The following is a 26,389-nucleotide window of genomic DNA, read 5'->3' as shown; positions in this document are numbered from 1 at the left end:
GTGGGGACGGTGTGAATCCGCGTGCGGTCGGGCACGAGCGGACGCCGCTCCACCAGCGAGAACGGCCCCGGACAACGCTACTGCCGGCCCGACCGCATTCCCGGCCCGACCGCAGGGCCGGCGCGATCACGCCGCAGGCGCGGCCGCACCGGAGCACTCGCCTCAGGAGGCGCGCAGCACAGCCATGAGCCTGCCCGGCGCGCCGGCCACCTCCGGCACGACCAGGTTGAGATCGCGGGTCCCGTCGTCCGCCGGGGTGAGCTCGTACCCCTCGTCGGCGGCCCACGCGAGCAGCTCGTCGGTGGTGGCCGGCACCACCCCCGCCTCGATCAGGGCGCGCGTGAAGAGCCCCTTCGCCTGCTTGTTGAAGTGGTTGAGCGCGCGCACGTGCCCGCCCGAGTCGCGGGCCAGGACGCGCACGTAATGGGCGCCGTCGCGGTCAGGGAGCGGAGCGAGGGCGGCGTAGCCCTCCGAGCGCAGGTCGAGGATCAGCCCGGGACGCTGCACGAGCGCGGCGGCTCCCGCTGCGGCCCACCGCTTCTTGAGGGAGGGCACGCCCCGCTCCGTCGAGAGACGCGAGTCGAACGAGAGCCGGTAGGCGGGGATCGGGTCGGCCGCTCCGACGATGCCCAGCAGCGCCGACTGCACCGCGACGTGCTCGGCCGCGTACGCCCAGTGCGCCTCGGTGAGAGAGTCGGCGTCGAGCGCGTCGTACAGGACGCCCGTGTAGCGGAGCAGCGCCGGATGCGTCGGCGAGGAGGGGATGGCGCGGTTGCGCTCCACCTCTCCGGCCTGCTTCGGGCCGAGCTTCAGGGCGCGGAGGGTGGCGTCGTGATCCTCGGAGAGCGCGAGCACCGCCTCCACCACCTCGCGGCGGATCGGCGCGAGCGACGGGAAACGGAGGGCACCGAGGTCGAGGGGCGCACCCGCTCCCCCGTCCCTCTTCGTCTCGGAGGGCGGGAGGAGGATCAGCACTACCGCTCCAGGAAGGCCAGCGCCGCCTCGACGTTCTCGCCGAGCGGGCGACACGTGTCGAGGCTGATGCGCGGGAGCGACGCGGCCGCGCCGCGCCACTCGTCGTAGTCGGCGATGCTCTGCTCGACGGCGTACCCGGTGACGAGACCCGTCCGCTTCGACAGGCGCTCCTCGTGGACGGCGTCGTCGGTGCAGACCGTCTCGATGATGTGGAGCTTCACCTGGCACCGCTGGGCCAGGTCGCGCCACTGCAGGCGCGCCGGCTCGACGGCGTTGACCGCGTCGACGACCACCGAGTGGCCGGACTGGAGCACCTGCTCGGCCATCTTCTCCGCGACGAGGTACGCGGCGAGGCCGGTCGGCTGGTCGGCGTCGATCCCGGCGGCCAGGATGGCCGCCTCGATGGGATCCACCGAGATGGCGGTCGCACCGAGCCGGCCGGCGAGGATCTCGGCCATGGTGGACTTGCCCGAACCGGGCAGCCCCGCCATCGCGACCAGGACGGGGACGCGGACGTCTCCGAACTGCCGCTCCAGCGGGGCTGCCTTGTCGGTCATGTCAGACGAGCTCCGCCTGACGGGCCACGATCGTGACCGTGTTGTTCTCGACGGAGAGGAAGCCGTCGTCGGCCTGCGCCGCGATGGACTCCCCGCCGTTCAGGGTGACGCGCACCTCGCCCTCGGCGAGGATGGCGAGCAGCGGCTCGTGGCCGGGCAGGATACCGATCTGCCCCTCCACGGTCCGCGCCACGACCATGCTCGCCTCGCCCGACCACACCTCGTGGTCGGCGGCGACGACGCTCACGTTGAGGACAGCCATGTCAGCTGTTCTCCTTCTGGATCTGCGCCCACTTCTCCTCGACGTCGGTGATCGCACCGACGTTGAAGAAGGCCTGCTCGGCCACGTGGTCGAACTCGCCCTTGGCGATGGCGTCGAACGACTCGATGGTGTCCTTCAGCGGGACGGTCGAGCCCTCGACACCGGTGAACTTCTTCGCCATGTAGGTGTTCTGCGAGAGGAACTGCTGGATGCGGCGGGCGCGCGACACGGTGATCTTGTCCTCTTCGGACAGCTCGTCGACACCGAGGATCGCGATGATCTCCTGCAGCTCCTTGTTCTTCTGGAGGATCTGCTTGACCGTGGTGGCCACGCGGTAGTGGTCCTCGCCCAGGTAACGCGGGTCGAGGATGCGAGAGGTCGAGGTCAGCGGGTCGACGGCCGGGTACAGACCCTTCGACGCGATCTCGCGGGAGAGCTCGGTCGTGGCGTCGAGGTGCGCGAACGTGGTCGCCGGCGCCGGGTCGGTGTAGTCGTCGGCCGGCACGTAGATCGCCTGCAGCGAGGTGATCGAGTGACCGCGGGTCGAGGTGATGCGCTCCTGGAGGAGGCCCATCTCGTCGGCGAGGTTCGGCTGGTAGCCCACCGCGGACGGCATGCGGCCGAGCAGGGTCGACACCTCGGAACCGGCCTGGGTGAAGCGGAAGATGTTGTCGATGAAGAGCAGCACGTCCTGCTTCTGCACGTCGCGGAAGTACTCCGCCATCGTCAGAGCCGAGAGCGCGACGCGGAGACGGGTCCCCGGCGGCTCGTCCATCTGGCCGAAGACGAGCGCGGTCTTGTCGAAGACGCCCGCCTCCTCCATCTCGTGGATGAGGTCGTTGCCCTCACGGGTGCGCTCGCCGACACCGGCGAACACCGAGACACCGCCGTGGTCCTGTGCGACGCGCTGGATCATCTCCTGGATGAGGACGGTCTTGCCGACGCCCGCACCGCCGAAGAGGCCGATCTTGCCACCCTGCACGTACGGGGTGAGGAGGTCGATGACCTTGATGCCGGTCTCGAACAGCTGGGTCTTGGACTCGAGCTGGTCGAACGACGGCGGCTGGCGGTGGATCGGCCAGCGCTCGGTGATCTCGATGGTCTCGCCCGGCTCCGCGTTGAGGACGTCGCCGGTGACGTTGAACACCTTGCCCTTGGTCACGTCGCCGACCGGGACGCTGATCGGGGCGCCGGTGTCGCGCACCTCGCCGCCGCGGACCAGGCCGTCGGTCGGCTTCAGGGCGATGGCGCGGACGAGGTCGTCGCCGAGGTGCTGCGCGACCTCGAGCGTGATCTCGGTCGACTGGTCGCCGATGGTGATGGTGGTCTTCAGGGCGTTGTAGATGCCCGGGATCGAGTCGTGCGGGAACTCGATGTCGACGACCGGACCCGTGACGCGGGCGATGCGTCCCACGCCGGCCGGCTGCGCGGTCGAAGCCTGGGCTTCGGCGGTAGCGGTAGTCATGATTCGTTCTCTTCTCGTGTTAGACGTTCGTCCGGGTCACTTGGCGGAGCTCAGCGCGTCCGCGCCGCCCACGATCTCGGAGATCTGCTGCGTGATCTCGGCCTGTCGGGCGTTGTTGGCCAGGCGGGTGTAGTCGGTGATGAGCTTGTCGGCGTTGTCGCTGGCCGCCTTCATCGCCTTCTGCGTCGCGGCGTGCTTGGAGGCGGCCGACTGCAGCATCGCGTTGAAGATGCGGCTCTCGATGTACACCGGGAGCAGGGAGTCCAGCACCGTGCCGACGTCGGGCTCGAACTCGTAGAGCGGCAGGACCTGCGTGCGGTCCGGCTCCTCCACGCCCTCGACGACCTCGAGCGGGAGCAGGCGGACGACCTGCGGCTCCTGGGTCAGCATGCTGACGAAGCGGTTGTAGATGATGTGGATCTCGTCCACGCCGCCGTCGGAGGCGTCGCGCAGGAAGGACTCCAGGATCGCGTCGCTGACCTCCTTGGCCTGCTCGAACTCGGGCGCATCGGTGTTGCCGGTCCACACCCGCTCGAACGCGCGGCGGCGGAAGCTGAAGTAGCCCTGCGCCTTGCGTCCGACGAGGAAGTAGACGACGTCCTTGCCCTGGCTCCGCAGCAGCTCGGCGAGCTTCTCGGACTCCTTGAGCACGTTCGAGTTGAACGCGCCGGCCAGACCGCGGTCCGACGAGAAGATGACGATCGCTGCGCGCTCGATCTTCTCCGGCTCGGTGGTCAGCACGTGCTCGACGTTCGAGTAGGTCGCCACCGCCGACACCGCGCGCGTGATCGCGCGGGCGTACGGCGAGGAGGCGGCCACTCGCGCCTGCGCCTTCTGGATGCGTGAGGCGGAGATCAGCTCCATCGCACGGGTGATCTTCTTGGTCGTCTGGGCAGAGCGGATCTTCTGCCGGTAGACCCGAAGCTGGGCTCCCATGTGTCTCCTAAATACCTAGCCGCGCGCGTCTCAGCGCTTGGCCTTGACGATACGCTCCTGGTCGACGTCCTCTTCGGCGATGGCCTCGAACTCCTCGCGTCCGACCGAGGCGAGCGGCTTGCCCTCACCCGTCTGGAACTCGAGCTTGAACTTGTCCACCTCGGCGCCGAGCTTGGAGACGGTGTCGTCGTCGAGGACGTTCGTCTCGCGCAGCGTGGTGAGGATGTCGGTGTTGCGACGCAGGTGGTCGAGCAGCTCCGACTCGAAGCGCAGGACGTCCTCCACCGCGACCTCGTCGAGCTTGCCGTTGGTGCCGGCCCAGATCGAGACGACCTGCTCCTCCACCGGGTACGGCGAGTACTGCGGCTGCTTGAGCAGCTCGGTGAGGCGGGCGCCACGGGCGAGCTGACGGCGGCTGGCCGCGTCGAGGTCGGAGGCGAACATCGCGAACGCCTCGAGCGAGCGGTACTGGGCGAGCTCGAGCTTGAGCGTGCCGGAGACCTTCTTGATCGACTTGACCTGGGCGTCGCCACCGACGCGCGAGACCGAGATGCCGACGTCGACCGCGGGGCGCTGGTTGGCGTTGAACAGGTCGGACTGCAGGAAGATCTGGCCGTCGGTGATCGAGATCACGTTGGTCGGGATGTACGCGGAGACGTCGTTCGCCTTGGTCTCGATGATCGGCAGACCGGTCATCGAGCCGGCGCCGAGCTCGTCGGAGAGCTTGGCGCAACGCTCCAGCAGGCGGGAGTGCAGGTAGAAGACGTCACCCGGGTAGGCCTCGCGTCCCGGCGGACGCCGGAGGAGGAGCGACACGGCGCGGTAGGCCTCTGCCTGCTTCGACAGGTCGTCGAAGATGATCAGGACGTGCTTGCCGCCGTACATCCAGTGCTGGCCGATGGCCGAGCCGGTATAAGGGGCGAGGTACTTGAAGCCGGCCGGGTCGGAGGCGGGGGCCGCGACGATGGTGGTGTACTCCATCGCGCCGGCGTCCTCGAGGGCGCCCTTCACCGAGGCGATGGTCGAGCCCTTCTGACCGATCGCGACGTAGATGCAGCGGACCTGCTTGTTGACGTCGCCCGACTCCCAGTTGGCCTTCTGGTTGATGATCGTGTCGATCGCGATGGCCGTCTTGCCGGTCTGGCGGTCGCCGATGATCAGCTGGCGCTGACCGCGGCCGACGGGGATCATGGCGTCGATCGCCTTGATGCCGGTCTGCAGCGGCTCGTGCACCGACTTGCGCTGCATGACGCCGGGTGCCTGGAGCTCGAGCTCGCGGCGGCCCTCGCTGGCGATCTCGCCGAGGCCGTCGATCGGGTTGCCGAGCGGGTCGACCACGCGGCCGAGGTAGCCGTCGCCGACGGGGACCGAGAGGACCTCGCCGGTGCGGGTCACCTCCATGCCCTCGACGATCTCGTCGAACTCGCCGAGGATGACGACGCCGACCTCGTTCTCGTCCAGGTTCTGGGCGAGGCCGAGCGTGCCGTTGGCGAAGCGGATGAGCTCGTTGGCCATCACGCCGGGGAGGCCCTCGACGTGCGCGATGCCGTCGGAGGCGTCGAGGACGTGTCCGACCTCGGTGGTCTCCGCCCTGCTCGGCTCGTACGTGGTGACGAAGTCCTGGAGCGCGCTCCGGATCTCGTCGGGGCTGATCTGAATGTCTGCCATGGTTGTTCCCTCTGTAGAGGCGGTCAGCCCGCCAGCTGAAGTCGTAGTTCGTTGAGGCGCGACGCGACGCTGCCGTCGATCACGTCGTCGCCGATCTGCACCCGCAGACCGCCGATGATGGCCGGGTCGACGACCTCGGAGAGCTTGAGCTCGCCGTAGGTGGCCGACAACGTCGCACGCAGCCGCTCCACCTGGGCCGCCGGAAGGGGCTTGGCCGTGGTGACGGTCGCGAGCGTCTGTCCGTGCTGGGCGGCGACGGCGCGGGTCGCCTCGCGCAGCGCCTCGCGGATGCTGCGCCCGCGGGGCTGCAGCACCAGCTGGCGCACGATGGCGACGGTCTGCGCCGACGCCTTGCCCGCGAGGAGGCGCTCGGCGAGAGCCGCCTTGGCCTGCGGGTCCGCGAGCTTGCTGCGCAGCGCGAGCTCGAGCTGCGCGTCGGAGGTCACGGCGCCTCCGAACGCGAGCAGCTCGGCGACGAGGTCGACGTCGGCCGGCACCGAAGCGGCGATCGAGCGGATGCCGAGCTCTTCGATGGCGGCAGTGAGGTCGTCCTGTCCGGACCAGCGCTCGCCGGCGACGACCGTCAGCAGCTCGACGGCCGGCGCGGACAGCGATCCGAAGATGCGCTGCACGAGGGCCTTCTTGCCGGCGGCGTCCGCCGAGGGGTCGCTGAGGACCGCACGGAGCTGGGCGGAGTCGGCGACGACTCGTCCTGCGGCGAACAGGTCTTCAGCCGTCGCCAGATCGGCCTTGGATCCCAGACCGGCCAGAGCCGACGCGGACCGGGCCAATGCTTCTCTGGTGGCGCTTCCCATTACTTGCTCGACCCTGCCTTCTCGCTCGCCTCGAGGTCGGCCAGGAAGCGGTCGACGATCGCCTGCGACTTCTTGTCGTCGGTGAGCGCCTCGCCGACCACGCCGGAGGCGAGGTCGATCGCGAGCGAGCCCACCTCGCTGCGGAGCGAGACGAGCGCGCTCTGACGCTCGGCCTCGATCTGCGCCTGAGCGGACGCGGTGACGCGCGCGGCCTCGGCCGTCGCGGTCTCCTTGGCCTCGGCGACGATCTTCTGACCGTCGGTGCGGGCCTGCTCGCGGATGCGACCGGCCTCGGCACGCGCGTCGGCGAGCTGGGCGGTGTACTCCTCCAGCAGCGCCTCGGCCTTGTGCTGGGCCTCGTCGGCCTTCGCGATGTTGCCCTCGATCGCCTCAGCACGCTCATCGAGCAGCTTCTTCATGCGCGGAAGCACGAGCTTCCAGAAGAAGAACAGGATGACGATGAAGCAGATGAGCGCGCCGATGATGTCGGGCCACGCGGGGATCAGCGGGTTGTGCTGTTCCTCGGTGGCGGCCCTGAGCACGCCGTTAAGCATCGTTCCTCCTTACAGGACGGGCTGAAGGGGACTCAGACGAAGATGAAGTAGGTCGCGATGCCGATGAAGGCCAGCGCCTCGGTGAACGCGATACCGATGTACATCAGGACCTGGAGACGGCCGGCCAGCTCGGGCTGACGGGCCACGCCCTCGATGGTCTTGCCGACGACGATGCCCACGCCGATGGCCGGGCCGATGGCGGCGAGGCCGTAACCGACGGTGGCGATGTTGCCGTTGATTGCAGCGATGTCCACGTTGTGTGTTTCCTTCCGTGATGGCGATCCGTGCGGGTGCGCGGATCGTTCTTAGTGTTCCTCGGCGACTGCCAGCTGGATGTAGACAGCGGTGAGCAGCGCGAAGACGTAGGCCTGCAGGACTGCGACCAGGATCTCGAAGAGCGTGAAGACGAAGCCGAAGGCGAAGGTGCCGATTCCGAAGAGGGCCCAGAAACCGCCGGCGTTGAAGAAGAAGAACGTCGTCGCCGTGAAGAACAGGACGAGCAGCAGGTGCCCGACGACCATGTTCATCAGGAGTCGGAGGGTCAGCGTGATCGGGCGCAGGATGAACGTCGAGACGAACTCGATCGGCGTCACGATGATGTAGAGGAACCACGGCACCCCGGGCGGGAAGAGCGCGTTCTTGAAGAAGTTCTTCGGGCTCTTCTTGATGCCGGCGTAGATGAAGGTCACGTACGCGACGATCGCGAGCAGCAGCGGCACGGCGATCACCGACGTGCCGGCGATGTTCAGGAAGGGGATGATGCCGGTGATGTTGAAGAACAGCACCATGAAGAAGATGGTGGTCAGCAGCGGCAGGAAGCGACGACCGTCCTTCTTGCCGAGCAGGTCCTCCGCGATGTTCACGCGCACGAAGTCGAGACCCATCTCGACGACGGACTGGAAGCGGCCCGGGATGAGCTTCATGCGGCGGGTGCCGAGCCAGAAGATGAGGATCAGGGCGATCGTGGCGAGGAGGCGCACGACGATGATGCGGTTGAACTCGAGGCCACCGATGGTGAACAGGGTCGGGGGGAAGAACTCGTTGATCGAGGGACCCTGGAAGCTTCCATCATCGGAGCTTGCGGCCTGGACCAGCAGGTTCACAGCGTTAGCTAACAGCGCTATCTCCTGTTTCGGGGCGTCGAGCCGAGGGCTCTCGCGACGACGAACGGTGGACACCCGGGAATACCGCGCCCATGAAGCTGGTGGCGCGTTCGGGTGGGGGGATCACGACAACTCTACAAGAGTTTTCGCAGGGTAACGAATCGAAAACGGCTCAGCGCTTCTCCCCCGGGAGGGTCACGTCGCTGACGTAGGGGACGCGGGACCGGAACACGACGATCATGTCGACGACGAGCGACCCGATCACCCCCGCGATCAGGCTCAGGAAGAGCACGACGGGGTTGATCCACGGCTGGTCGCGCAGCACGATCGCGAGCACCAGGAACAGCACGAACTTGAGGATCCAGCCCCCGAGGACGATGCCGAAGAACAGCCCGACGAACAGGTCGGAGCCGATGAACCGGTTGGCGATCAGGATGCTCAGAGCGGTGATGCTGAGGAAGACCGCGGCCATCACCGTGCCGATCAACGCGCTGGTGACGCCGATCCAGCCGGCGAAGAGGCCGCCGAGCAGCATCCCGGCCACGGCGATGACGCCGGCGAGGATCAGGCCGTACTTGAGCACGTCCCGCAGCACCGGGGTCGAGGTGGGCTGGGCGGGCTGCTGGGCCGGCCGTGGGGCGGGGGCGCCGTCCTGGGGGTCGGTCATCGGTTCTCCTCGGTCTGCGCGGGCGGGGTGGATGCGGGTTGTTCGGCGGGGACGGCCCCCGTGGTGACGACGACGGGCTGCGCGGCCGCGCGGTGGGCCTCGCTGGCGGCGTCGAGGGCGTCGTACCGCGCGGTCTCCACGGCCTCCCTCGTCCCGGCGGGCGCGAGCTCCGCGGCGGCCTCGTTGGCCTTGCGGCGGCTCAGCGGGGCGAGGGTGACGGCGGTGCAGACCACGAGCCCGACGGCGACGAAGACGATGGCCATCCAGTACGGGTCGAAGAAGAACAGCAGGCAGCCGATCGAGAGCACCGCGGTCCACGCGTAGAAGATGAGGACCGCGTGCAGGTGCGTGTGGCCCATGTCGAGCAGGCGGTGGTGGAGGTGCTTGCGGTCGGCGCTGAACGGCGACTTGCCGGCGCGCAGCCTCCTGATCACCGCGAGGCTGAAGTCGAGCAGCGGGATGACCAGCACGGCGAACGGCAGGATGATCGGGATGAACGCCGGCACCAGCGACGACTTGCCGAGGGTCTGCAGCGTCTCGGGATTGATGGTCCCCGTTACCGAGATGGCGGAGGTCGCCATCAGCAGGCCGATCAACAGCGCTCCCGCGTCGCCCATGAACATCTTGGCCGGGTGCCAGTTGAGCGGCAGGAAGCCGGCGCACGCGCCGACCAGGATCGCCGCGATGACGCCCGCGAGACTGAAGTAGTTGGTGGGGCTGATCTCGCGCTGCAGCAGGTACGTGTAGATGAGGAACGTGCCGTTGGCGATCAGCGCGACCCCGGCGACGAGGCCGTCGAGCCCGTCGATGAAGTTGATGGCGTTCATCACGAGGACGATCGCGAACAGGGTGAGCACGATGCTCATGACCGGGGAGCCGACGGTGAGCCCGCCGATCGGCAGCGAGTAGATCTGCACGCCGAGCCAGGCCACGAGGCCGGCGGCCACGAACTGACCGGCGAGCTTGGTCATCCAGTCGAGGTCCCAGATGTCGTCGGCGACGCCGATCACGACGATGAGGAGGGCCGCGCCGAGGATGGCGAGGATCGGCCCGGAGTCGGAGAAGATCAGCGAGAGCACGCCGAACTGGCTCGACAGCAGCCAGGAGACGCCGAAGGCGACCAGGATGCCGAGGAACATCGCGATCCCGCCGAGCCGCGGCGTCGGCCGGGTGTGCACGTCCCTGGCCCTGACCGCCGGGTACAGCTTGTACTTGAGCGCCAGCTTCCAGACGACGAGCGACATCCCGAACGTGATGACGGCCGAGATCAGGGCGAGGGCGAGGAGGAGGGTCACGTCAGGTGCCCGAGCGGGTCTCTGCCGACTCCTCCGGCAGGGCGTCGCCGACCACCTCGCGCAGCTGCTCGGCCGAGATCACGCCGTGGCGGAGGATGCGGAGCGGGCCGGAGCCGGACGCGAGCGCCGTCGCGTCGATGATCGTCGACGAGGAGTCCTTGCCCTCGACGCGCTCGTACGCCGAGCCCGCCTCTCCCCCGTCGAGGTAGACGGAGACGGAGTCGCCGAGCATCGCCTCGGCCTCGGCGGCCGTGCGGGCGGCCGGGCGGCCGGTGAGGTTCGCCGACGAGACGGCGAGCGGGCCGGTCTCGGAGAGCAGCTCGAGCGCGATGGTGTCCTGCGGCATCCGCAGTGCCACCGTGCCGCGGGTCTCGCCGAGGTCCCAGACCAGCGAGGGCGCCGCGGGCAGCACGATGGTGAGGCCGCCCGGCCAGAACGCCTTCACGAGCGCGTCCACCTCGGGCGGGACCGACTCGGCCAGGGCCGCGAGCGTCGGGATGCCCGGCACGAGCACGGGCGGCGGCGACTGGCGGCCGCGGCCCTTCGCATCGAGGAGCCGCTGCACCGCGGCCGGCGAGAAGGCGTCGGCGGCGACGCCGTAGACCGTGTCGGTGGGGATGACGACGAGCTCGCCGCGCCCGATCGCCGCACGGGCCAGACGCATGCCGGAGAGGAGCTCGGAGTCGACCGAGCAGTCGTAGATGGGAGCCATGACGCCCCCAATGATAGCCGCGGCACCTCCGCGCCTCCTGCGCCAGGGAGGGGACGCCCAGCCGGGACGGTCGATACTGGTCTCGATGGATGTCTACTTCTTCGACTGCGACAAGACGCTCTACGACTACGACTTCCACAAGCGCCTGCCCCGGCTCGCGCAGTTGGGCGGGGTGAGCCAGTACCGGCTGGCCTCCACCTGGTGGGCAGGCGGCTTCGAGCGAGCGGCCGAGATCGGCGAGTACGCGACCAGCGAGGAGTACCTGGAGGCGTTCGCCGACGTCACCGGTGCGACGCTCACGCTGGAGCAGTGGCAGGAGGCGCGCAAGGCCGCCATGACGCCCATCCCCGGCTCCATCGCCGCCCTGCACGAGGCCGCGACGCTCGGCACGGTGTCGCTGCTGTCGAACAACCCGATCCCGTTCAAGGACTCGCTGCCGGTGCTGACGCCCGAGATCGTCGACGTGCTGCAGGACAACGACCTGGTCTCGGCGGTGCTCGGCGCGCGGAAGCCCGAGCGGCGCATCTACACGCGCGCGCTCGGGCGGTTCGGCGTGAGGCCGGAGGACGCCATCCTGTTCGACGACTCGGCGGCGAACGTCGAGGGGGCGCGGGCGGCCGGGATGCACGCCCACCGGCTCACGAAGCGCGAGGACGGGACCTTCGACACGGAGGCGATGGTCGCCGCGATCCACGCGTTCGCCGAGCGGGACCGCTAGTCAGCGCCGCCCGGACGCACGCCGGAACAGCCAGGCCGCCCAGACGTACGCCCCCGCGATGATCAGCGCGCACCAGCCGATCGCCCACCACAGGTCGGCACCCGGGTCGCGCCCGAAGAGGAGCGCGCGGATCGTCTCGATGATCGGCGTGATGGGCTGGTTCTCGGCGACCCACTGCAGCCACTCCGGCATGGTGTCGGTCGGGACGAACGCGCTCGACAGGTAGGGCAGGAACAGCAGCGCGAAGCCGTAGCCGCTCGCGGCCGCGGGGCTGTTCGCCGCGATCCCGATGGCGGCGTACAGCCACGTGATGGCGAGGATGAACAGCGCGACCACGCCGATCGCCGCGAGCCACTCCAGCGGGCCGCCGGTCGGGCGGAAGCCGACCAGCAGGGCGACGCCGATGACCACACCGGTGGCGAGGAGGTTGCGCAGCAGACTGGCGACCACGTGCCCGGTGATCACGCCACCGGCGCGCAGCGGCATGGTGCGGAACCGGTCGACGATGCCGTTGCCCAGGTCGTCGGCCACGTCCACCGCCGTGCTGGAGGCGCCGAAGCCCGCGCACAGCAGGATGATGCCCGGCACGACGTAGTCGACGTAGCCGCCGCCCTCGTCGAGCGCCCCGCCGAAGACGAAGGTGAACAGGAGCATGAGCATCACCGGGAGGACGACGGCCATGGTCAGCGCCTCCACGTTGCGGAGGGAGTGGCGCACGCTGCGGCCGATGAAGACGGTGGTCGCGGTGAGCCGGGACGGGGTCCGGTCGAGCGGCGCGGTGCTCGTGCGCGGGGTGGATGCGATGGCGGTCATCGGAGGGCCTCCTGCCGGTTCGGGGTGGATGTCGTGGTCGTGAGCGCGAGGAAGGCGTCGTCGAGGGTGGGCTTGCGGATCGCGATGGTCGCGCCGGAGACCGGCCGGTTCGCCAGCTCGGCGTCCAGCACGTCGATCGCGGCGCGCAGGGCGAGGAGGCTGCCGTCGGTCGGCACCTCGCGGAGCACGACGTCATCGGCGCCGCGCAGCTCCACCACCTCTCCCCCGACGCGCGCCTTCAGCTCGGCCGCGCTGCCCTCGGCGACGATCGCGCCGCGGTCGAGCACGGCGATGCGGCCGGCGAGCTGGTCCGCCTCCTCCAGGTACTGGGTCGTGAGCAGGACCGTCGTGCCGCGCGCGGCGAGGTCGAGGATGATCTCCCACAGCGCCTGTCTGCTGCGGGTGTCGAGGCCGGTCGTCGGCTCGTCGAGCACGATGACCGGCGGGGTCGCGACCAGGCTGAGCGCGAGGTCGAGCCGCCTCCGCATCCCGCCGGAGTAGGTGGCGACGCGCTTGCGCGCGGCGGCAGCGAGATCGAAGCGCTCGATCAGCTCGGCGGCGCGTGACCGCGCGCCGCGTGCGTCGAAGCCGGAGAGCCGCGCCATCATGCGCAGGTTCTCCTCGCCGGTCAGCACACCGTCGACGGCGGCGGACTGGCCGGTGAGGCTCAGCGAGCGCTTCACCCCGTCGGGGTCGGTGAGGATGTCGTGGCCGCAGACCGCGGCGGTCCCCGCATCCGGTTGCACCAGGGTCGTGAGGATGGAGATGAGCGTCGTCTTGCCCGCTCCGTTCGGGCCGAGGAGGGCGAAGACCGCCCCCGCCTCCACCCGCAGGTCGATCCCGTCGAGGACGGTCTGCTCGCCGAACGCCTTGCGCAGGCCCGTGACCTCGATCGCCGCTGTCATCATGCGCGGCTCCTTTCCGTGTCTTCTGTTTATGCTGCAAACTGTTTATGTCGCATACGGTTGTTTAAGTGATACACAGTTCTAGGATGGGTGTCAACAACCGATCCGAAAGGGGCGCAGCATGGTCGAGGCCGGGCAGGAGCAGGCCGACGCCGCGGAGGCGCTCCCCCGGGCGGTCGCGCTCAGCTGGGGCGTCGCCGAGGCGCCGCAGCGCGGACCGAAGCGCGAGCTCAGCGTCGAGCGCATCGTGGACACCGCCATCGCGGTGGCCGATGCGGACGGGCTCGCGGCCGTCTCCATGAGCCGGATCGCGAGCGAGCTCGGGTTCACGACCATGTCGCTGTACCGCTATGTCACGGGCAAGGACGACGTGCTCGCGCTCATGCAGGACGCGGTGTGCGACATCCCGATCCCGGCGGAGGGCGACACGGACGACTGGAGGTCCGGGCTGCGCCGCTGGGCGATGGCGACGATCGAGGTCATCCAGGAGCACCCCTGGTTCCCCGACATCCCGATCTCGGGCGTCCCGCTGATGCCGAACAACCTCGCGGTGCTCGACTGGGGCCTCCGCGAGATGCGGCCGCTGCCGCTGAGCGACGCCGAGAAGATGTCGACGGCGCTGCTGCTCTCGTCGTACGCGCGCGCGGTCGGTGTCGTCGAGCGCGACGTCGCGCGATCACGGGGCGACGACGCGCCCCCGCAGCACGGCGAGGCGTTCACCGCGGCGCTGGCGGCGCTGGTCACGCCCGAGCGGTTCCCCGACCTCGCGCCGCTCGTGCTCTCGGGCGCCTACTCCGACGGCGAGGACGAGCAGGACGACTTCGCCTTCGGGCTGGAGCGCATCCTCGACGGCATCGAGCGCTATGTCGCGGCACGGGCCGCGGGCGAGCCGGCAGCGGCGGCGCCCGCCCGGCCGGAGTCCCTCCCCCGCGACAAGGCGGTGCGCGAGGCGGCGAAGGCGCGACGGGAGGCGGAGTCCGCCCTGCGCGAGGCCCGCAAGCGGGAGCGCGAGGCGATCGCCCGCGCGAGGGAGCGTGCGGACCGCGAGCGGGAGCGCGCCGAGCGGGAGAAGGAGCGCGCGGCCCAGCGCGGCTAGCGGACGGCCGTCGTCGCGCGGTCGCGCGTCGTCAGGTCGCGCTGCGTCGCCGCCGAGCGCCAGCCGTCGGCGGTCAGCAGGTCGCGGATCTGCGCCCCCTGCAGCTCGCCGTGCTCGAGGACCAGCGTGCCGCCCGGTCGCAGCAGCCGGCGGGCGACGCCGGAGATGATGCGCACGACATCCAGCCCGTCCGGTCCGCCGTACAGCGCGGCGGCGGGATCATGGAGGCGCACCTCCGGGTCGCGCGGGATGGCGTCGTCCGGCACGTACGGCGGGTTCGAGATGACGACGTCGACCGTGCCGTCGAGCTCGGGCAGCGCGTCGGCGAGGTCGATGAAGACCGCGCGGAGGTTGGTCGCCCCGGAAGCCTCGATGTTGCCGCGCGCCCAGACGAACGCCTCCGGTGAGTTCTCGACCGCGAACACCCTGGCGTGCGGCACCTCGGTCGCGAGCGCGATGGCGATCGCGCCGCTGCCCGTGCCGAGGTCGACGGCCACGGGCTCCGGCGACGGTACGGCGCGCAGGGCGTCGATCGCGAACTGCGCCACCTGCTCCGTCTCGGGGCGCGGCACGAAGACGCCGGGCCCGACGGCCAGCTCGAGCGAGCGGAACGGCGCGACGCCCGTGATGTGCTGCAACGGCTCGCGGGCGGCACGGCGCTCGGTGTACTCGCGGAGGCGCGCGGCGTCGTCGGCCGACACCTCCTCCCCCATCACCGCGAGGGCCTGGACCCTGCCCCTGCTCACGCCGAGGACGTGGCCGACGAGCAGTTCGGCGTCGACCTCCGGATCGGGCACCCCGGCGCGCGCGAGCACGGCGGCGGTGGCGTCTCGGAGGGTGCGGACGGTGGGGGCTGGCGCTTCGGATGACATCGCCCGTCGAGCCTATAGCGTGCGGGATTAGAGTGGGTGACGCTCCTGCCTTCCCCACACCGTCCATCCGTCACGAGGAAGAGACCCATGACCGGCCAGATCTACGACAACATCACCGAGGCCGTCGGCCGCACCCCGCTCGTCCGGCTCAACCGGCTCGCGGAGGGCACCGGCGCGACCGTGCTCGGCAAGCTCGAGTTCTACAACCCCGCCGGCAGCGTGAAGGACCGCATCGGCGTCGCGATCGTCGACGCGGCCGAGAAGTCGGGGGCGCTGAAGCCCGGCGGCACCATCGTGGAGGCCACCAGCGGCAACACGGGCATCGCCCTGGCGATGGTCGGCGCCGCGCGCGGCTACCGGCTCGTGCTGACGATGCCCGAGACCATGAGCAAGGAGCGGCGCGTGCTGCTGCGGGCCTTCGGCGCCGAGATCGTGCTGACGCCCGGGCCGGAGGGCATGCGCGGCGCGGTCGAGAAGGCGAAGGAGATCGTCGCCTCCACCGACAACGCCATCTGGGCGCAGCAGTTCGCCAACCAGGCCAACCCCGCCATCCACCGCGCCACCACCGCCGAGGAGGTCTGGGCCGACACCGACGGCGGCGTCGACATCTTCGTCGCGGGCGTCGGCACCGGCGGCACCATCACCGGCGTCGGCCAGGTGCTCAAGGAGCGCAAGCCCAGCGTGCAGATCGTCGCGGTCGAGCCGATCGACTCCCCCATCCTCAACGGAGGGAAGCCGGGACCGCACAAGATCCAGGGCATCGGCGCCAACTTCGTGCCAGAGATCCTCGACACCACCGTCTACGACGAGGTGATCGACGTCGCCTTCGACGACGCGATCGACGTGGCGAAGAAGCTCGCGAGCCAGGAGGGCATCCTCGCCGGCATCTCCTCGGGCGCGATCGTCTGGGCGGCGCTGCAGCTCGCGAAGCGGCCGGAGAACGCGGGCAAGACCATCGTCGCGGTCATCTGCGACACCGGCGAGCGGTACATCTCCACGCCGCTCTGGGCCGACCTGCTGGACTAGCGGGTGGGGCTGGTCAGCCGGCTGCGCGAGGACGTCCGCAACGCGCGCAAGCACGATCCGGCGGCTCGCGGCGGCTTCGAGATCGCGGCGGCGTACTCCGGGCTGCACGCGGTGTGGGCGTACCGCGTCGCGCACCGGCTGTGGCGGGCGGGCTTCCGGATGCCCGCGCGCTTGCTGTCGCAGTTCGCGCGCTTCCTGACCGGGGTGGAGATCCACCCGGGCGCCCGCATCGGCCTGCGGTTCTTCATCGACCACGGGATGGGCGTCGTGATCGGCGAGACGACCTGGATCGGCGACGACGTGATGCTGTACCACGGCGTGACGCTGGGCGGCCGCGGCTCCGGGCACGGCAAGCGGCACCCCACGGTCGGGGACCACGTGACGATCGGGGCGGGCGCGAAGGTGCTCGGCGCGATCACGATCGGCGAGCACTGCATCATCGGCGCGAACGCCGTGGTGACGCACGACGCCCCCGCCAACTCGGTGCTGACCGGCGTGCCGGCGCGCGCCCGTCGTCGCTCGGGCCACGAGCAGATCCCGGGCGACGACTGGATCGACCCGGCGATCTACATCTGAGGTCATATATTTGAGATAGCATCCTTGTTCTACCTAGAACAAGGAGTCTGATGCCATTTCTCGAAGTTGTCGGTACCTACTTGAAGCGTGGCCTCTCCTGGGCAACTCTCGTGGCAACCGCAACTGCCGCGGTCCTCGGTCTGATTCTTGTCCAAAAGCAGATCGAGGCCGAGGACAACAGTCATCGAATCGCGGCACAGAGCAAGAAGATCTCGACACTCACCGCCGACAACAACTCGTTGCAGGACGATGTGGAGGCCCGCGATAAGGAAATCGACCGCCTCAAGGCGAAGCTTTCACGAGTTCAGAGTTCACTACCTGCCGCCGTTGACACGACCGAGGAACATGCTGTCAGGGCGACACGAATCCTAGAACTCGCGGCGGAGGGTGACGCCATCAATCTCAACTCGGTGGACCCTGTCTTGGACGCCGGGTCGACAGACAAGTGGAGCTCCGACGCCGTCTATTACAACGACCGGGCCTTGAAGTTCGGCTACGGAGTCAACTACCTACGCCTACCCGCCGAAACAGCTCCGTCCTTTGCCGCGTGCTCGCGATCAACGCCGTACGCCTCCGCCGACTCTCTCGAGCCGCACCTGCTTACTGCAGCCAACTCATGCTTGCGTCTTGCGTCGGGTCGATTCGCCTCCATTCAGGTGGCCGCCTACACCGAGGCGACCGTGAAGCTAAACGTCACCGTGTGGGAATAGTCGAGGTCGTTCTTCCGATCAGCTGAATCCGCAAGAGCCTCTGGCGTGAGTCAGTCGTCGGCGAGGGCCGCGAGGCGGGACTCCTCGTCGGCGAGGATGTTGCTCTCGATGACGGGGTCGAGGGCGCCGTTCATGACCGCGTCGAGATTGTACGCCTTGTAACCGGTGCGGTGATCCGCGATGCGGTTCTCCGGGAAGTTGTAGGTGCGGATGCGCTCCGAGCGGTCCATGGTGCGGATCTGGCCCTTGCGGAACTCGGCGGCCTCCGCGTCGGCCTCCTCCTGCTGCTTCGCGAGCAGGCGGGCGCGGAGCACGCGCATGGCGGCCTCGCGGTTCTGCAGCTGGCTCTTCTCGTTCTGCATCGAGACGACGATGCCGGTCGGGACGTGGGTGATGCGCACCGCCGAGTCGGTCGTGTTGACCGACTGGCCGCCGGGGCCCGAGGAGCGGAACACGTCGATCTTGAGGTCGTTCTGGTTGATATCGACCTCCTCCGGCTCGTCCACCTCGGGGAAGACGAGCACGCCGGCGGCGGAGGTGTGGATGCGGCCCTGCGACTCGGTGGCCGGCACACGCTGCACGCGGTGAACGCCGCCCTCGTACTTGAGGTGCGCCCAGACGCCCTCCGCGGGGTCGCTGGAGGTGCCCTTGAAGGCGACCTGCACGTCCTTGATGCCGCCGAGGTCGCTGGAGGTCTGCTCGATGATCTCGGCCTTCCAGCGCTTGGAGTCGGCGTAGTGGAGGTACATCCGCAGCAGGTCGCCGGCGAACAGCGCCGACTCGGCGCCGCCCTCCCCCATCTTGATCTCCATGATCACGTCACGGCTGTCGTTGGGGTCGCGCGGAATCAGCAGCCGCCGCAGCCGCTCCTGCGACTCCTGCAGCGACTCCTCGAGGCCCGGGATCTCGTCGGCGAACGCGGCGTCCTCGGCGGCGAGCTCGCGGGCGGCCGCCAGGTCGTCGGTGAGCTGCTTCCACTCGTTGTAGGAGGCCACGATGCGCGACAGCTCGGCGTAGCGGCGGTTCACCTTCTTGGAGCGGACCGGGTCGCTGTGCAGGTCGGGGTCCGAGAGCTGCTGCTGGAGGTCGTCGTGCTCGGCGATGAGGCCGTTCACCGATTCGAACATGGGGCTTCTTTCGTGGGAGGCGGGTCCGGAAACGACGAAGCGCCCGCCCGGGCGCGCACGCGGCGCTCCCGGACGGGCACTCTGTCAGCTAGCGGTGGTCGTTCTCGTGGCCGTGCGAGTGGCCGTTGCCGTGGCCGTTGGCCGGCTGCGGCATCGACTTCTGCACCTGCATGAGGAACTCGACGTTGCTCGAGGTCTCCTTGAGGCGGCCGAGAACGATCTCGAGCGCCTGCTGCTGGTCGAGGCCGGCGAGGGCGCGACGCAGCTTCCAGGTGATCTTGACCTCGTCCTGGCCCATCAGCATCTCCTCGCGGCGGGTGCCGGAGGCGTTGACGTCGACGGCAGGGAAGATGCGCTTGTCGGCGAGCTGACGCGAGAGGCGCAGCTCCATGTTGCCGGTGCCCTTGAACTCCTCGAAGATCACCTCGTCCATCTTCGAGCCGGTCTCGACGAGCGCCGACGCGAGGATGGTGAGCGAGCCGCCGTGCTCGATGTTGCGCGCGGCGCCGAAGAAGCGCTTCGGCGGGTACAGCGCCGACGCATCCACGCCGCCCGAGAGGATGCGACCGGAGGCCGGAGCCGTGAGGTTGTACGCGCGGCCCAGGCGGGTGATGGAGTCGAGCAGCACGACCACGTCGTGGCCCAGCTCGACCAGGCGCTTGGCGCGCTCGATGGCGAGCTCGGCGACGGTCGTGTGGTCCTCGGCGGGACGGTCGAAGGTGGAGGCGATGACCTCGCCCTTCACCGTGCGCTGCATGTCGGTGACCTCTTCCGGGCGCTCGTCCACCAGGACGACCATGAGGTGCACCTCGGGGTTGTTGGTCGTGATCGCGTTGGCGATCTGCTGCATCACGATCGTCTTGCCGGCCTTCGGCGGCGCGACGATGAGGCCGCGCTGGCCCTTGCCGATCGGGGCGACGAGGTCGATGATGCGCTGCGTCACCTTGCCGGGCTCGGTCTCGAGGCGGAGGCGCTCCTGCGGGTACAGCGGCGTCAGCTTGCCGAACTCGACACGGGCCGCCGCCTCCTCGACGGTCTGGCCGTTGATGCTGTCGACCTTCACCAGCGCGTTGTACTTCTGGCGGCTGTTGTTCTCGTTGTCGCGCGGCTGGCGGATGGCGCCGACGACGGCGTCGCCCTTGCGGAGGCTGTACTTCTTCACCTGGCCGAGCGAGACGTAGACGTCGCTGGCGCCCGGCAGGTAACCGGTGGTGCGGACGAACGCGTAGTTGTCGAGCACGTCGAGGATGCCGGCGACGGGGATCAGCACGTCGTCGTCCGACAGCTCCGGCTCGAACTCGTCGCCGCCCTGGCCGCCGCGGCGCTTGCGGTTGCGGTCGCGGCCACGGCCGAACCGGTCGCCCTCGGCCTGCTGCTGCTGGCCGCCGCGCTGCTGCTGGCCCTGCTGGCCGGCCTGCTTCTGCTCGTCGCCGCCCTGCAGGTCCTTCGGCTGGCCCTGCTGGTTCTGCTGGTTCTGCTGACCCTGCTGGTCGCCGCCCTGCTGGCCGTTGGTCTTGTTGCGGTTGCGGTTGCGGCGGCCGCGACCCTGCTGCTGCTCGCCCTGGCCGTCGCCGCCCTGCTGGTCGTCGCGGTCGGTGCGCTCGGCCTGCTGGTCGTCGCGGGCCTGCTCGTCGCGGGGCTGCTCGTCGCCGCCCTGGTCGTCACGGCCCTGGTCGTCGCGGTTCTGGCCGCCACGGCCGCGGCGACGGCGTCCGCCGCCCTGCTCCGCACGGTTCTGGTCGCCGCGGTTCTGGTCGTTGCGGTTCTGCTCGCCACGCTGCGCCTGCTCGCGCGAGGCGAGGGCGGAGTCGAGGAGCGCGTCCACATCGGGGATCAGCGACTCGACACCGGTCTCGCCGGAGTTGACGTGGGTGGCGGCGCCGACGGACGCGGCGCCCTCGGCACCGTCGATGGCGGTGCCCGGGCTGGAGACGCGGCGCGAGCCGCGGCGGCGCGGCTCGGAGGTCGCCTGGACCGGCGGGAGCACGGGCTCGCCGACGGTCGGCTCCGCCTCGGCGGCCGGCTCGGCGATGAGCGGCTCGATGAGGACCTGGGAGGCGGCGGGAGCAGCCTCCACGACCGGCTCGGCGGTAGCGGTCTCGATGGCCGCGGCCGGAGCGGCGGGTGCGACGTCCGCGGGTGCGGCGTCGCCGTTCGCGGCGGCACGGGCGGCCGCGACGGCCTCGACCAGCTCGCCCTTGCGGAGCCGGGTCGCACCCGGGATTCCGAACTCGGCGGCGAGAGCCTGCAGCTCCGCCACCTTGAGCGAGGTCAGGTCGCTGGTGTCCACGCCCCCGGCGTGGAGTTCGACATCAGTCACTGAAGAGGATTCCTTTCCCCCGGCGCGCGATCTGCGCGTCGCTGTGGAGCACTCGTCATGAGAGCTGCCTTTACGCCCGGCGTTCTGATCCGCGCGGCGTCGCGCTCCGGACATCCGGTAGCGCAGGCAGGAATGACGGCATGATTGCTAAGAGATCACCCGGAAGCGGGATTCCGCTCGTAACGCGGTTTCTTCACGGATGCACGCACAGTCTACCACCTGGCACCTGACGCTACGGACGCTCCCCGGCGGGCGTGTCCGCGGCGACGACGGCCGCCGGAACGACCGTCGCACCCTTGAAGTCCACCGCGAGGTGGAGGGGCTGCCACGCCGTCTGAGCGTTCCGCGCGACCAGTTCGGCGGCGGCGAGGCGCTGCCCCGGGTCGCTGCCGAGCACCAGGATGGACGGCCCCGCGCCCGACACCACGGCAGCGAACCCCTGCTCGCGCAGCAGCGTGATCAGCCGGTCGGTCTCCGGCATGGCGGAGGCGCGATAGCTCTGGTGGAGCTTGTCCTCCGTGGCCGCGTGCAGCAGCTCCGGGCTCTGGATGAGGGCCGCGACGAGCAGTGCGGAGCGCGAGACGTTGAAGACGGCATCCTCGTGGGGCACCGACTGCGGCTGGAGGCTGCGCGCGAGCGCGGTCGACATGACGTGCTCCGGCACGAGCACGAGCGGCGAGACACCGCGGTGGACCATGAGCTTCTTGAAGCGCGGTCCGTCCGGGGTGACCCAGGCGATCGTGAGCCCGCCGAACAGGGCGGGCGCGACGTTGTCGGGGTGCCCCTCCATGTCGTTGGCGAGGGCGAGGAGGCCCTGCGCGTCGATGTCGACCACGCCCTCCAGCAGCCCCTTGGCCGCCATGATGCCCGAGACGATCGCGGCGCCGGACGAGCCCATGCCGCGACCGTGCGGGATGTTGTTGCGCGCGACCAGGTCGAGGCCGGGAAGCGGTACGCCCACCGACTCGAACGTGTGCGCGATGGCGCGGACGACGAGGTTCGACTCGTCGGTCGGCACCTCCCCCGCGCCGACGCCGACGACCTCGACGGTCGCGCCGGGCTGCTCCCGGACCGTGACGGTCAGCTCGTCGTAGAGCGCGAGCGCCAGGCCGAGGGTATCGAAGCCCGGGCCGAGGTTGGCACTGGTGGCGGGGACCTTGACGGTGACCGAGCGGCCGAGCAGCTCGCCGGCCCTCGTCACGCCGTCGCCTCGGCGTTCGCCCGCAGGCCGAGCAGGTCGGCGATGGCGGGCGTGTCGACCGGGACGACCGTCGGCTGCACGTCGGAGCCGTCGGCGGTGCGGAGGGCCCACTGCGGGTCCTTCAGGCCGTGGCCGGTGACCGTGAGGACGACGCGGGCGCCGGCGGGGATCGCCCCGGCCTCCGCACGCTCCAGCAGACCGGCGACGCTGATCGCCGACGCCGGCTCGACGAAGATGCCGACCTCGGCGGAGAGGATGCGGTGCGCCTCCAGGATCTTCGCGTCGTCGATGGCGCCGAACCAGCCGTCGCTGTCGTCGCGCGCGTTGAGCGCGAGCTCCCACGAGGCCGGGTTGCCGATGCGGATGGCGGTCGCGATGGTGTCCGGGTCCTTCACGGCGTGGCCGAGCACGATCGGGGCGCTGCCGGCGGCCTGGAAACCGAACATGCGCGGCAGCTTCGTGGAGTTGCCCGCCTTGAGGTCCTCCGTGTAGCCGCGGTGGTAGGCGGTGTAGTTGCCGGCGTTGCCGACCGGGACGATGTGGATGTCGGGAGCGTCGCCCAGCACCTCCACGACCTCGAACGCGGCCGTCTTCTGGCCCTCGATGCGGTCGGGGTTCACCGAGTTGACCAGGTGCACCGGGTAGTTGGTGGCGAGGTCGCGGGCGATGTCGAGGCAGTCGTCGAAGTTGCCCTGCACCTGCAGCAGCTGCGCGTTGTGCGCGATGGCCTGGCTGAGCTTGCCCATCGCGATCTTACCCTCCGGCACCAGCACGACGGCCTGGATGCCCGCGTGCGTGGCGTAGGCGGCGGCCGAGGCCGAGGTGTTGCCGGTGGAGGCGCAGATGACGGCCTTCGCGCCGTGCTCGACGCCCTTCGAGATGGCCATGGTCATGCCGCGGTCCTTGAAGGAGCCGGTCGGGTTCATGCCCTCGAACTTGACGTGCACGTCGGCGCCGGTGCGCGCGGAGAGCGCCGGGGCGGGGATGAGCGGCGTGCCGCCCTCGCCGAGCGTGACGATCGGCGTCGCGTCCGAGATGTTCAGGCGGTCCGAGTACTCGCGCAGGACGCCCCGCCACTGGCGGCTGTTCGGCTTCGGGGACTGGGGCATTACGATCCTTCGACTCGGAGAACGGAAGAGATGGCGGTCACGACGTCGCTCGCGGCGAGCGCCTCCACGGTGGCCGCGAGGGCGGCCTCCTCGGCGGCGTGGGTGCCGATCACCAGGGTAGCGGTGGGGGCCGCCGCGCCGTGAATCGATGCGACGCCCTGCGACGCGGAGCGCCCGGCGATCAGGACGGCGCCGGTCGTGCTCGGCACCTTCTGCTGCATGGTCTCGACGCTGACGCCGCCGTCGCTGAGGATGCGGGCGACAGCAGCCAGCACGCCGGGCTGGTCCTCCACCTGGGCGGTGATCTGGTAGCGGGTGACGACGCGGCCGACGTCGAGCACGGGGAGGCCGGCGTGGGTCGACTCGGCGACGCCCGGTCCGCCGACGACGTGCCGGCGGGCGGCGGAGACGACGTCTCCGAGCACCGCGGAGGCGGTCTCGACGCCGCCGGCGCCCGCGCCGTAGAACATGAGGTCACCCGCGGCGGCCGCCTGCACGAACACCGCGTTGTGCGCGCCGTGCACGGCGGCGAGCGGGTGGTCGCGGCCGATCAGCGCCGGGTAGACGCGGGCGGAGACGCCCTCCTCCCCGGTCTCGGGGTCGGTGAGGCGCTCGCAGATCGCGAGCAGCTTGATGACGGCGCCCGCCTCGCGCGCGGCGTCGACCTGCTCCTTGGTGATCCCCGTGATGCCCTCGCGGTAGACGCGGTCGAGCGGGACGGTCGTGTGGAAGGCGAGGCTCGCGAGGATCGCCGCCTTCTGCGCGGCGTCGTAGCCGCCGATGTCGGCGGTCGGGTCGGCCTCGGCGTAGCCGCGGGCGGTCGCCGTGGCGAGCGCGTCGGCGAGCGTCTCGCCGTTGACGTCCATCCGGTCGAGGATGAAGTTCGTCGTGCCGTTGACGATGCCGAGGATGCGGTCGACGCGGTCGCCGGCGAGGCTGTCGCGCAGCGGCCGGATGATCGGGATCGCGCCGGCGACGGCGGCCTCGTAGTAGAGCTGGGCGCCGACCTGCTCCGCGGTCTCGAACAGCTCGGGGCCGTGGGTGGCGAGGAGCGCCTTGTTGGCGGTGATGACGTCGGCGCCGGAGGTGAGTGCCTCCAGCACGTAGCCGCGCGCCGGCTCGATGCCTCCCATCAGCTCCACGACGATGTCGGCGCCGAGGATCAGGGAGGTCGCGTCTGTCGTGAACAGCTCGCGCGGGAGGTCGGCGTCGCGCGGGGCGTCGACGTCGCGCACGGCGATGCCGACGAGGTCGAGCCTGGCGCCGATGCGGGAGGCGAACTCGTCGCCCTGCTCCAGCAGCAGGCGGGCCACCTGGGAGCCGACGGAGCCGGCCCCCAGCAGCGCGACGCGGAGGTTGCGGTACTCGATCATCGCTGGTCGTCGCTCCTGGTCGTGGTGGTCGGGGTGGGTGCGGAGGGGGTGTAGCCGACGTCGCGGGAGAGGAGGTCCTCCTCCGTCTCCCCGCGCACGATCACGCGGACCCGGCCGTCGCGCACGGCGACGACGGGCGGGCGGGTCAGGTAGTTGTAGTTGCTCGCCAGCGAGAAGCAGTAGGCGCCGGTCGCGGGGACGGCGAGGAGGTCGCCCGGTGCGACGTCGCCGGGCAGGTACTCGGCGTCGACGACGATGTCGCCGCTCTCGCAGTGCTTGCCCGCGACGCGGACCAGCTCGGGGGCGGCGGTGGAGGTGCGGCTCGCGATCCTGGCGGAGTACTCGGCCTCGTAGAGGGCGGTGCGGGCGTTGTCGCTCATGCCGCCGTCGACGCTGACGTAGCGGCGGACCGCGGACGCGCCGTCGTCGCCGGACTCGGTCGACGCAGCGGCCACGCTGACATCCTTCGTCGTCCCGACCGTGTAGAGCGTGATGCCCGCCGTGCCGATGATCGACCGGCCCGGCTCGAACGCCACCACCGGGAGCGGGATGTCGAGCTCCTCGCAGCCGGCCGCGACCGTCTCAGCGATGCGGCGCGCGAGCTCGCCGATCGGCGCGGGGTCGTCGGCCGCCGTGTACGCGATGCCGAAGCCGCCGCCGAGGTTGAGCTCTGGCACGTCTCCCCCTGCGAGCAGTTCGCGGTGCAGCGTGAGCAGGCGCGCGGCCGACTCGGCGAAGCCGTCCGCGCCGAAGATCTGCGAGCCGATGTGGCAGTGCAGGCCCATGAAGAGGAGCCCGCTGTGCGAGCGGATGCGGGCGACGGCGTCGGCCGCATCCTCCAGCGTGATGCCGAACTTCTGGTCCTCGTGGGCGGTCGCGAGGAAGGCGTGGGTGTGCGCGTGCACGCCCGAGTTGACCCGGAGGCGGACGCTCTGGACGCGGCCGTGGCGCTCCGCGGCCTCCGCGACGCGGTCGATCTCCTGCAGGCTGTCGATGATGATGGCGCCGACGCCCACGGCGACCGCGCGGTCGATCTCGGCGAGCGACTTGTTGTTGCCGTGGAAGCCCAGACGCTCGGCCGGGACGCCGGCCGCGAGGGCGACGGCCAGCTCGCCGCCGGAGCAGACGTCGACGTGGAGGTCGGCCTCCGCCATCCAGCGGGCCACCTCCACCGAGAGGAACGCCTTGCCCGCGTAGTAGATCTTCGCGGCCCCGCCGACCTCCGCGAAGGCGGTGCGGAACGCGTCGCGCACCTCGGCTGCACGCTCGCGCGCCTCCTGCTCGTCGATGACGTAGAGCGGGGTGCCGAACCGCCGGGCCAGCTCGGTCGCGCCGACGCCGCCGACGGTCAGTTCGCCGTCGGTGCGTGCGGCGGTCCGGGGCCAGACGGCGGTGGCGAGCGCGTTGGCGTCGTCCGGGACGTGCAGCCAGGCGGGTGCGAGCGGATTCGGAGCCATGGGGAACCTCACGGGTGGGAACGAGTAAGGGTCTCTCAGGCGAGCGGACCCGGATTGGCCCCTGAAGCCGATGGAGA

At 70.2% G+C, this 26,389-nt stretch carries 27 protein-coding genes; 5 read left to right on the top strand and 22 right to left on the bottom strand.

Going from position 1 to position 26,389, the window contains the following annotated elements; genetic code table 11:
• Positions 1-162: 162 nt before the first annotated feature.
• The 13 genes from P5G50_RS09605 to P5G50_RS09545 all read right to left on the bottom strand — a co-directional run bounded on the left by P5G50_RS09605 (position 163) and on the right by P5G50_RS09545 (position 11,009).
• Complete coding sequence (locus P5G50_RS09605) at positions 163-975, bottom strand: YaaA family protein (RefSeq protein WP_301210687.1); 813 nt, start codon at positions 973-975, stop codon at positions 163-165.
• Positions 975-1,532 carry a P-loop nucleotide/nucleoside kinase family protein gene (locus P5G50_RS09600; protein WP_301210688.1) on the bottom strand — a complete coding sequence of 186 codons (558 nt, stop codon included), beginning with the start codon at positions 1,530-1,532 and terminating at the stop codon, positions 975-977. The genes P5G50_RS09605 and P5G50_RS09600 overlap by 1 nt, the downstream gene beginning before the upstream one ends.
• Position 1,533: 1 nt before the next feature.
• Positions 1,534-1,794 carry a F0F1 ATP synthase subunit epsilon gene (locus P5G50_RS09595; protein ID WP_301210689.1) on the bottom strand — a complete coding sequence of 87 codons (261 nt, stop codon included), beginning with the start codon at positions 1,792-1,794 and terminating at the stop codon, positions 1,534-1,536.
• 1 nt (position 1,795) lies between these two features.
• Positions 1,796-3,259, bottom strand: coding sequence for a F0F1 ATP synthase subunit beta (gene atpD / locus P5G50_RS09590; protein ID WP_301210690.1), 1,464 nt, complete (start codon positions 3,257-3,259; stop codon positions 1,796-1,798).
• A 36-nt stretch (positions 3,260-3,295) separates the two neighbouring features.
• Positions 3,296-4,195, bottom strand: coding sequence for a F0F1 ATP synthase subunit gamma (locus tag P5G50_RS09585; protein WP_301210692.1), 900 nt, complete (start codon positions 4,193-4,195; stop codon positions 3,296-3,298).
• Positions 4,196-4,225: 30 nt separating this feature from the next.
• A complete protein-coding gene (gene atpA / locus P5G50_RS09580) occupies positions 4,226-5,863 on the bottom strand; it encodes a F0F1 ATP synthase subunit alpha (protein ID WP_301210693.1) in 1,638 nt (545 codons plus the stop codon).
• 23 nt (positions 5,864-5,886) lie between these two features.
• Positions 5,887-6,678, bottom strand: a complete 792-nt coding sequence (locus P5G50_RS09575; protein WP_301210694.1) for a F0F1 ATP synthase subunit delta — start codon at positions 6,676-6,678, stop codon at positions 5,887-5,889.
• A complete protein-coding gene (locus P5G50_RS09570) occupies positions 6,678-7,232 on the bottom strand; it encodes a F0F1 ATP synthase subunit B (RefSeq protein ID WP_301210695.1) in 555 nt (184 codons plus the stop codon). The genes P5G50_RS09575 and P5G50_RS09570 overlap by 1 nt, the downstream gene beginning before the upstream one ends.
• Positions 7,233-7,264: 32 nt before the next feature.
• A complete protein-coding gene (gene atpE / locus P5G50_RS09565) occupies positions 7,265-7,486 on the bottom strand; it encodes an ATP synthase F0 subunit C (protein ID WP_064111451.1) in 222 nt (73 codons plus the stop codon).
• 51 nt (positions 7,487-7,537) lie between these two features.
• A complete protein-coding gene (gene atpB / locus P5G50_RS09560; RefSeq protein ID WP_301210696.1) occupies positions 7,538-8,335 on the bottom strand; it encodes a F0F1 ATP synthase subunit A in 798 nt (265 codons plus the stop codon).
• A gap of 172 nt (positions 8,336-8,507) precedes the next feature.
• Positions 8,508-9,002, bottom strand: coding sequence for a Cg1360 family ATP-synthase-associated protein (locus tag P5G50_RS09555; protein WP_301210698.1), 495 nt, complete (start codon positions 9,000-9,002; stop codon positions 8,508-8,510).
• Positions 8,999-10,297 (bottom strand): MraY family glycosyltransferase, encoded by a 1,299-nt coding sequence (locus P5G50_RS09550; RefSeq protein ID WP_301210699.1) that lies wholly within the window; start codon positions 10,295-10,297, stop codon positions 8,999-9,001. The genes P5G50_RS09555 and P5G50_RS09550 overlap by 4 nt, the downstream gene beginning before the upstream one ends.
• A 1-nt stretch (position 10,298) precedes the next feature.
• Positions 10,299-11,009: an L-threonylcarbamoyladenylate synthase gene (locus P5G50_RS09545; RefSeq protein WP_301210701.1), complete on the bottom strand. Its 711-nt coding sequence runs from the start codon at positions 11,007-11,009 to the stop codon at positions 10,299-10,301.
• An 85-nt stretch (positions 11,010-11,094) separates the two neighbouring features.
• On the opposite strand from P5G50_RS09545, the gene P5G50_RS09540 reads away from it, so the two are divergent.
• Entirely contained in the window at positions 11,095-11,727 is a 633-nt protein-coding gene (locus tag P5G50_RS09540; RefSeq protein ID WP_301210702.1) for an HAD family hydrolase, read from the top strand.
• Here P5G50_RS09540 and P5G50_RS09535 read toward each other — a convergent pair whose 3' ends face one another.
• Both P5G50_RS09535 and P5G50_RS09530 read right to left on the bottom strand, forming a co-directional pair.
• Positions 11,728-12,540 carry an ABC transporter permease gene (locus P5G50_RS09535; protein WP_301210703.1) on the bottom strand — a complete coding sequence of 271 codons (813 nt, stop codon included), beginning with the start codon at positions 12,538-12,540 and terminating at the stop codon, positions 11,728-11,730.
• Positions 12,537-13,448, bottom strand: a complete 912-nt coding sequence (locus P5G50_RS09530) for an ATP-binding cassette domain-containing protein (protein ID WP_301210704.1) — start codon at positions 13,446-13,448, stop codon at positions 12,537-12,539. The genes P5G50_RS09535 and P5G50_RS09530 overlap by 4 nt, the downstream gene beginning before the upstream one ends.
• Before the next feature lie 118 nt (positions 13,449-13,566).
• Between P5G50_RS09530 and P5G50_RS09525 the strand changes: the two genes are divergently transcribed.
• Positions 13,567-14,541 (top strand): TetR/AcrR family transcriptional regulator, encoded by a 975-nt coding sequence (locus P5G50_RS09525; protein ID WP_301210705.1) that lies wholly within the window; start codon positions 13,567-13,569, stop codon positions 14,539-14,541.
• On the opposite strand, the gene prmC is transcribed toward P5G50_RS09525, so the two are convergent.
• Entirely contained in the window at positions 14,538-15,413 is an 876-nt protein-coding gene (gene prmC, locus P5G50_RS09520; RefSeq protein WP_301210706.1) for a peptide chain release factor N(5)-glutamine methyltransferase, read from the bottom strand. The genes P5G50_RS09525 and prmC overlap by 4 nt on opposite strands.
• A gap of 87 nt (positions 15,414-15,500) precedes the next feature.
• On the opposite strand from prmC, the gene cysK reads away from it, so the two are divergent.
• From cysK to P5G50_RS09505, 3 genes are read left to right on the top strand one after another with little or no spacing between them, the layout of a single operon-like run.
• Positions 15,501-16,439 carry a cysteine synthase A gene (gene cysK / locus P5G50_RS09515; protein WP_301210707.1) on the top strand — a complete coding sequence of 313 codons (939 nt, stop codon included), beginning with the start codon at positions 15,501-15,503 and terminating at the stop codon, positions 16,437-16,439.
• A gap of 3 nt (positions 16,440-16,442) precedes the next feature.
• Entirely contained in the window at positions 16,443-17,015 is a 573-nt protein-coding gene (gene epsC, locus P5G50_RS09510; protein ID WP_301210708.1) for a serine O-acetyltransferase EpsC, read from the top strand.
• A gap of 50 nt (positions 17,016-17,065) precedes the next feature.
• Complete coding sequence (locus tag P5G50_RS09505) at positions 17,066-17,725, top strand: hypothetical protein (RefSeq protein WP_301210709.1); 660 nt, start codon at positions 17,066-17,068, stop codon at positions 17,723-17,725.
• 50 nt (positions 17,726-17,775) lie between these two features.
• Here P5G50_RS09505 and prfA read toward each other — a convergent pair whose 3' ends face one another.
• From prfA to lysA, 6 genes are all read right to left on the bottom strand, one after another.
• Positions 17,776-18,852 (bottom strand): peptide chain release factor 1, encoded by a 1,077-nt coding sequence (gene prfA / locus P5G50_RS09500; RefSeq protein WP_301210710.1) that lies wholly within the window; start codon positions 18,850-18,852, stop codon positions 17,776-17,778.
• An 88-nt stretch (positions 18,853-18,940) separates the two neighbouring features.
• On the bottom strand, positions 18,941-21,172 hold the full coding sequence (gene rho / locus P5G50_RS09495; RefSeq protein WP_301210711.1) for a transcription termination factor Rho: 2,232 nt from the start codon (positions 21,170-21,172) through the stop codon (positions 18,941-18,943).
• 232 nt (positions 21,173-21,404) lie between these two features.
• Entirely contained in the window at positions 21,405-22,373 is a 969-nt protein-coding gene (gene thrB / locus P5G50_RS09490) for a homoserine kinase (protein WP_301210712.1), read from the bottom strand.
• Positions 22,370-23,482: a threonine synthase gene (thrC, locus tag P5G50_RS09485; RefSeq protein WP_301210713.1), complete on the bottom strand. Its 1,113-nt coding sequence runs from the start codon at positions 23,480-23,482 to the stop codon at positions 22,370-22,372. The genes thrB and thrC overlap by 4 nt, the downstream gene beginning before the upstream one ends.
• The gene (locus P5G50_RS09480) at positions 23,482-24,855 is read right to left on the bottom strand and encodes a homoserine dehydrogenase (RefSeq protein ID WP_301210715.1); all 1,374 of its coding nucleotides are present in this window, start codon (positions 24,853-24,855) and stop codon (positions 23,482-23,484) included. The genes thrC and P5G50_RS09480 overlap by 1 nt, the downstream gene beginning before the upstream one ends.
• Positions 24,852-26,312: a diaminopimelate decarboxylase gene (gene lysA, locus P5G50_RS09475; protein WP_301210716.1), complete on the bottom strand. Its 1,461-nt coding sequence runs from the start codon at positions 26,310-26,312 to the stop codon at positions 24,852-24,854. Before lysA ends, P5G50_RS09480 begins: the two co-directional genes overlap by 4 nt.
• Positions 26,313-26,389: the final 77 nt, after the last annotated feature.

The organism is Leifsonia williamsii (genome assembly GCF_030433685.1).
Taxonomy (GTDB): domain Bacteria; phylum Actinomycetota; class Actinomycetes; order Actinomycetales; family Microbacteriaceae; genus Leifsonia; species Leifsonia williamsii.
Note: the sequence above shows the minus strand (reverse complement) of the source record. Positions and strands in the feature narration are given on the sequence as shown.

Excerpts from the sequence above, each read along its gene's own strand:
- P5G50_RS09600 (WP_301210688.1), bottom strand. The coding sequence starts at position 1,532 with ATGACCGACAAGGCAGCCCCGCTGGAGCGGCAGTTCGGAGACGTCCGC.
- P5G50_RS09595 (WP_301210689.1), bottom strand. The coding sequence starts at position 1,794 with ATGGCTGTCCTCAACGTGAGCGTCGTCGCCGCCGACCACGAGGTGTGG.
- atpD (WP_301210690.1), bottom strand. The coding sequence starts at position 3,259 with ATGACTACCGCTACCGCCGAAGCCCAGGCTTCGACCGCGCAGCCGGCC.
- P5G50_RS09585 (WP_301210692.1), bottom strand. The coding sequence starts at position 4,195 with ATGGGAGCCCAGCTTCGGGTCTACCGGCAGAAGATCCGCTCTGCCCAG.
- atpA (WP_301210693.1), bottom strand. The coding sequence starts at position 5,863 with ATGGCAGACATTCAGATCAGCCCCGACGAGATCCGGAGCGCGCTCCAG.
- P5G50_RS09575 (WP_301210694.1), bottom strand. The coding sequence starts at position 6,678 with ATGGGAAGCGCCACCAGAGAAGCATTGGCCCGGTCCGCGTCGGCTCTG.
- P5G50_RS09570 (WP_301210695.1), bottom strand. The coding sequence starts at position 7,232 with ATGCTTAACGGCGTGCTCAGGGCCGCCACCGAGGAACAGCACAACCCG.
- P5G50_RS09555 (WP_301210698.1), bottom strand. The coding sequence starts at position 9,002 with ATGACCGACCCCCAGGACGGCGCCCCCGCCCCACGGCCGGCCCAGCAG.
- P5G50_RS09545 (WP_301210701.1), bottom strand. The coding sequence starts at position 11,009 with ATGGCTCCCATCTACGACTGCTCGGTCGACTCCGAGCTCCTCTCCGGC.
- P5G50_RS09540 (WP_301210702.1), top strand. The coding sequence starts at position 11,095 with ATGGATGTCTACTTCTTCGACTGCGACAAGACGCTCTACGACTACGAC.
- P5G50_RS09535 (WP_301210703.1), bottom strand. The coding sequence starts at position 12,540 with ATGACCGCCATCGCATCCACCCCGCGCACGAGCACCGCGCCGCTCGAC.
- P5G50_RS09530 (WP_301210704.1), bottom strand. The coding sequence starts at position 13,448 with ATGATGACAGCGGCGATCGAGGTCACGGGCCTGCGCAAGGCGTTCGGC.
- P5G50_RS09525 (WP_301210705.1), top strand. The coding sequence starts at position 13,567 with ATGGTCGAGGCCGGGCAGGAGCAGGCCGACGCCGCGGAGGCGCTCCCC.
- prmC (WP_301210706.1), bottom strand. The coding sequence starts at position 15,413 with ATGTCATCCGAAGCGCCAGCCCCCACCGTCCGCACCCTCCGAGACGCC.
- cysK (WP_301210707.1), top strand. The coding sequence starts at position 15,501 with ATGACCGGCCAGATCTACGACAACATCACCGAGGCCGTCGGCCGCACC.
- P5G50_RS09505 (WP_301210709.1), top strand. The coding sequence starts at position 17,066 with ATGCCATTTCTCGAAGTTGTCGGTACCTACTTGAAGCGTGGCCTCTCC.
- prfA (WP_301210710.1), bottom strand. The coding sequence starts at position 18,852 with ATGTTCGAATCGGTGAACGGCCTCATCGCCGAGCACGACGACCTCCAG.
- thrC (WP_301210713.1), bottom strand. The coding sequence starts at position 23,482 with ATGCCCCAGTCCCCGAAGCCGAACAGCCGCCAGTGGCGGGGCGTCCTG.
- P5G50_RS09480 (WP_301210715.1), bottom strand. The coding sequence starts at position 24,855 with ATGATCGAGTACCGCAACCTCCGCGTCGCGCTGCTGGGGGCCGGCTCC.
- lysA (WP_301210716.1), bottom strand. The coding sequence starts at position 26,312 with ATGGCTCCGAATCCGCTCGCACCCGCCTGGCTGCACGTCCCGGACGAC.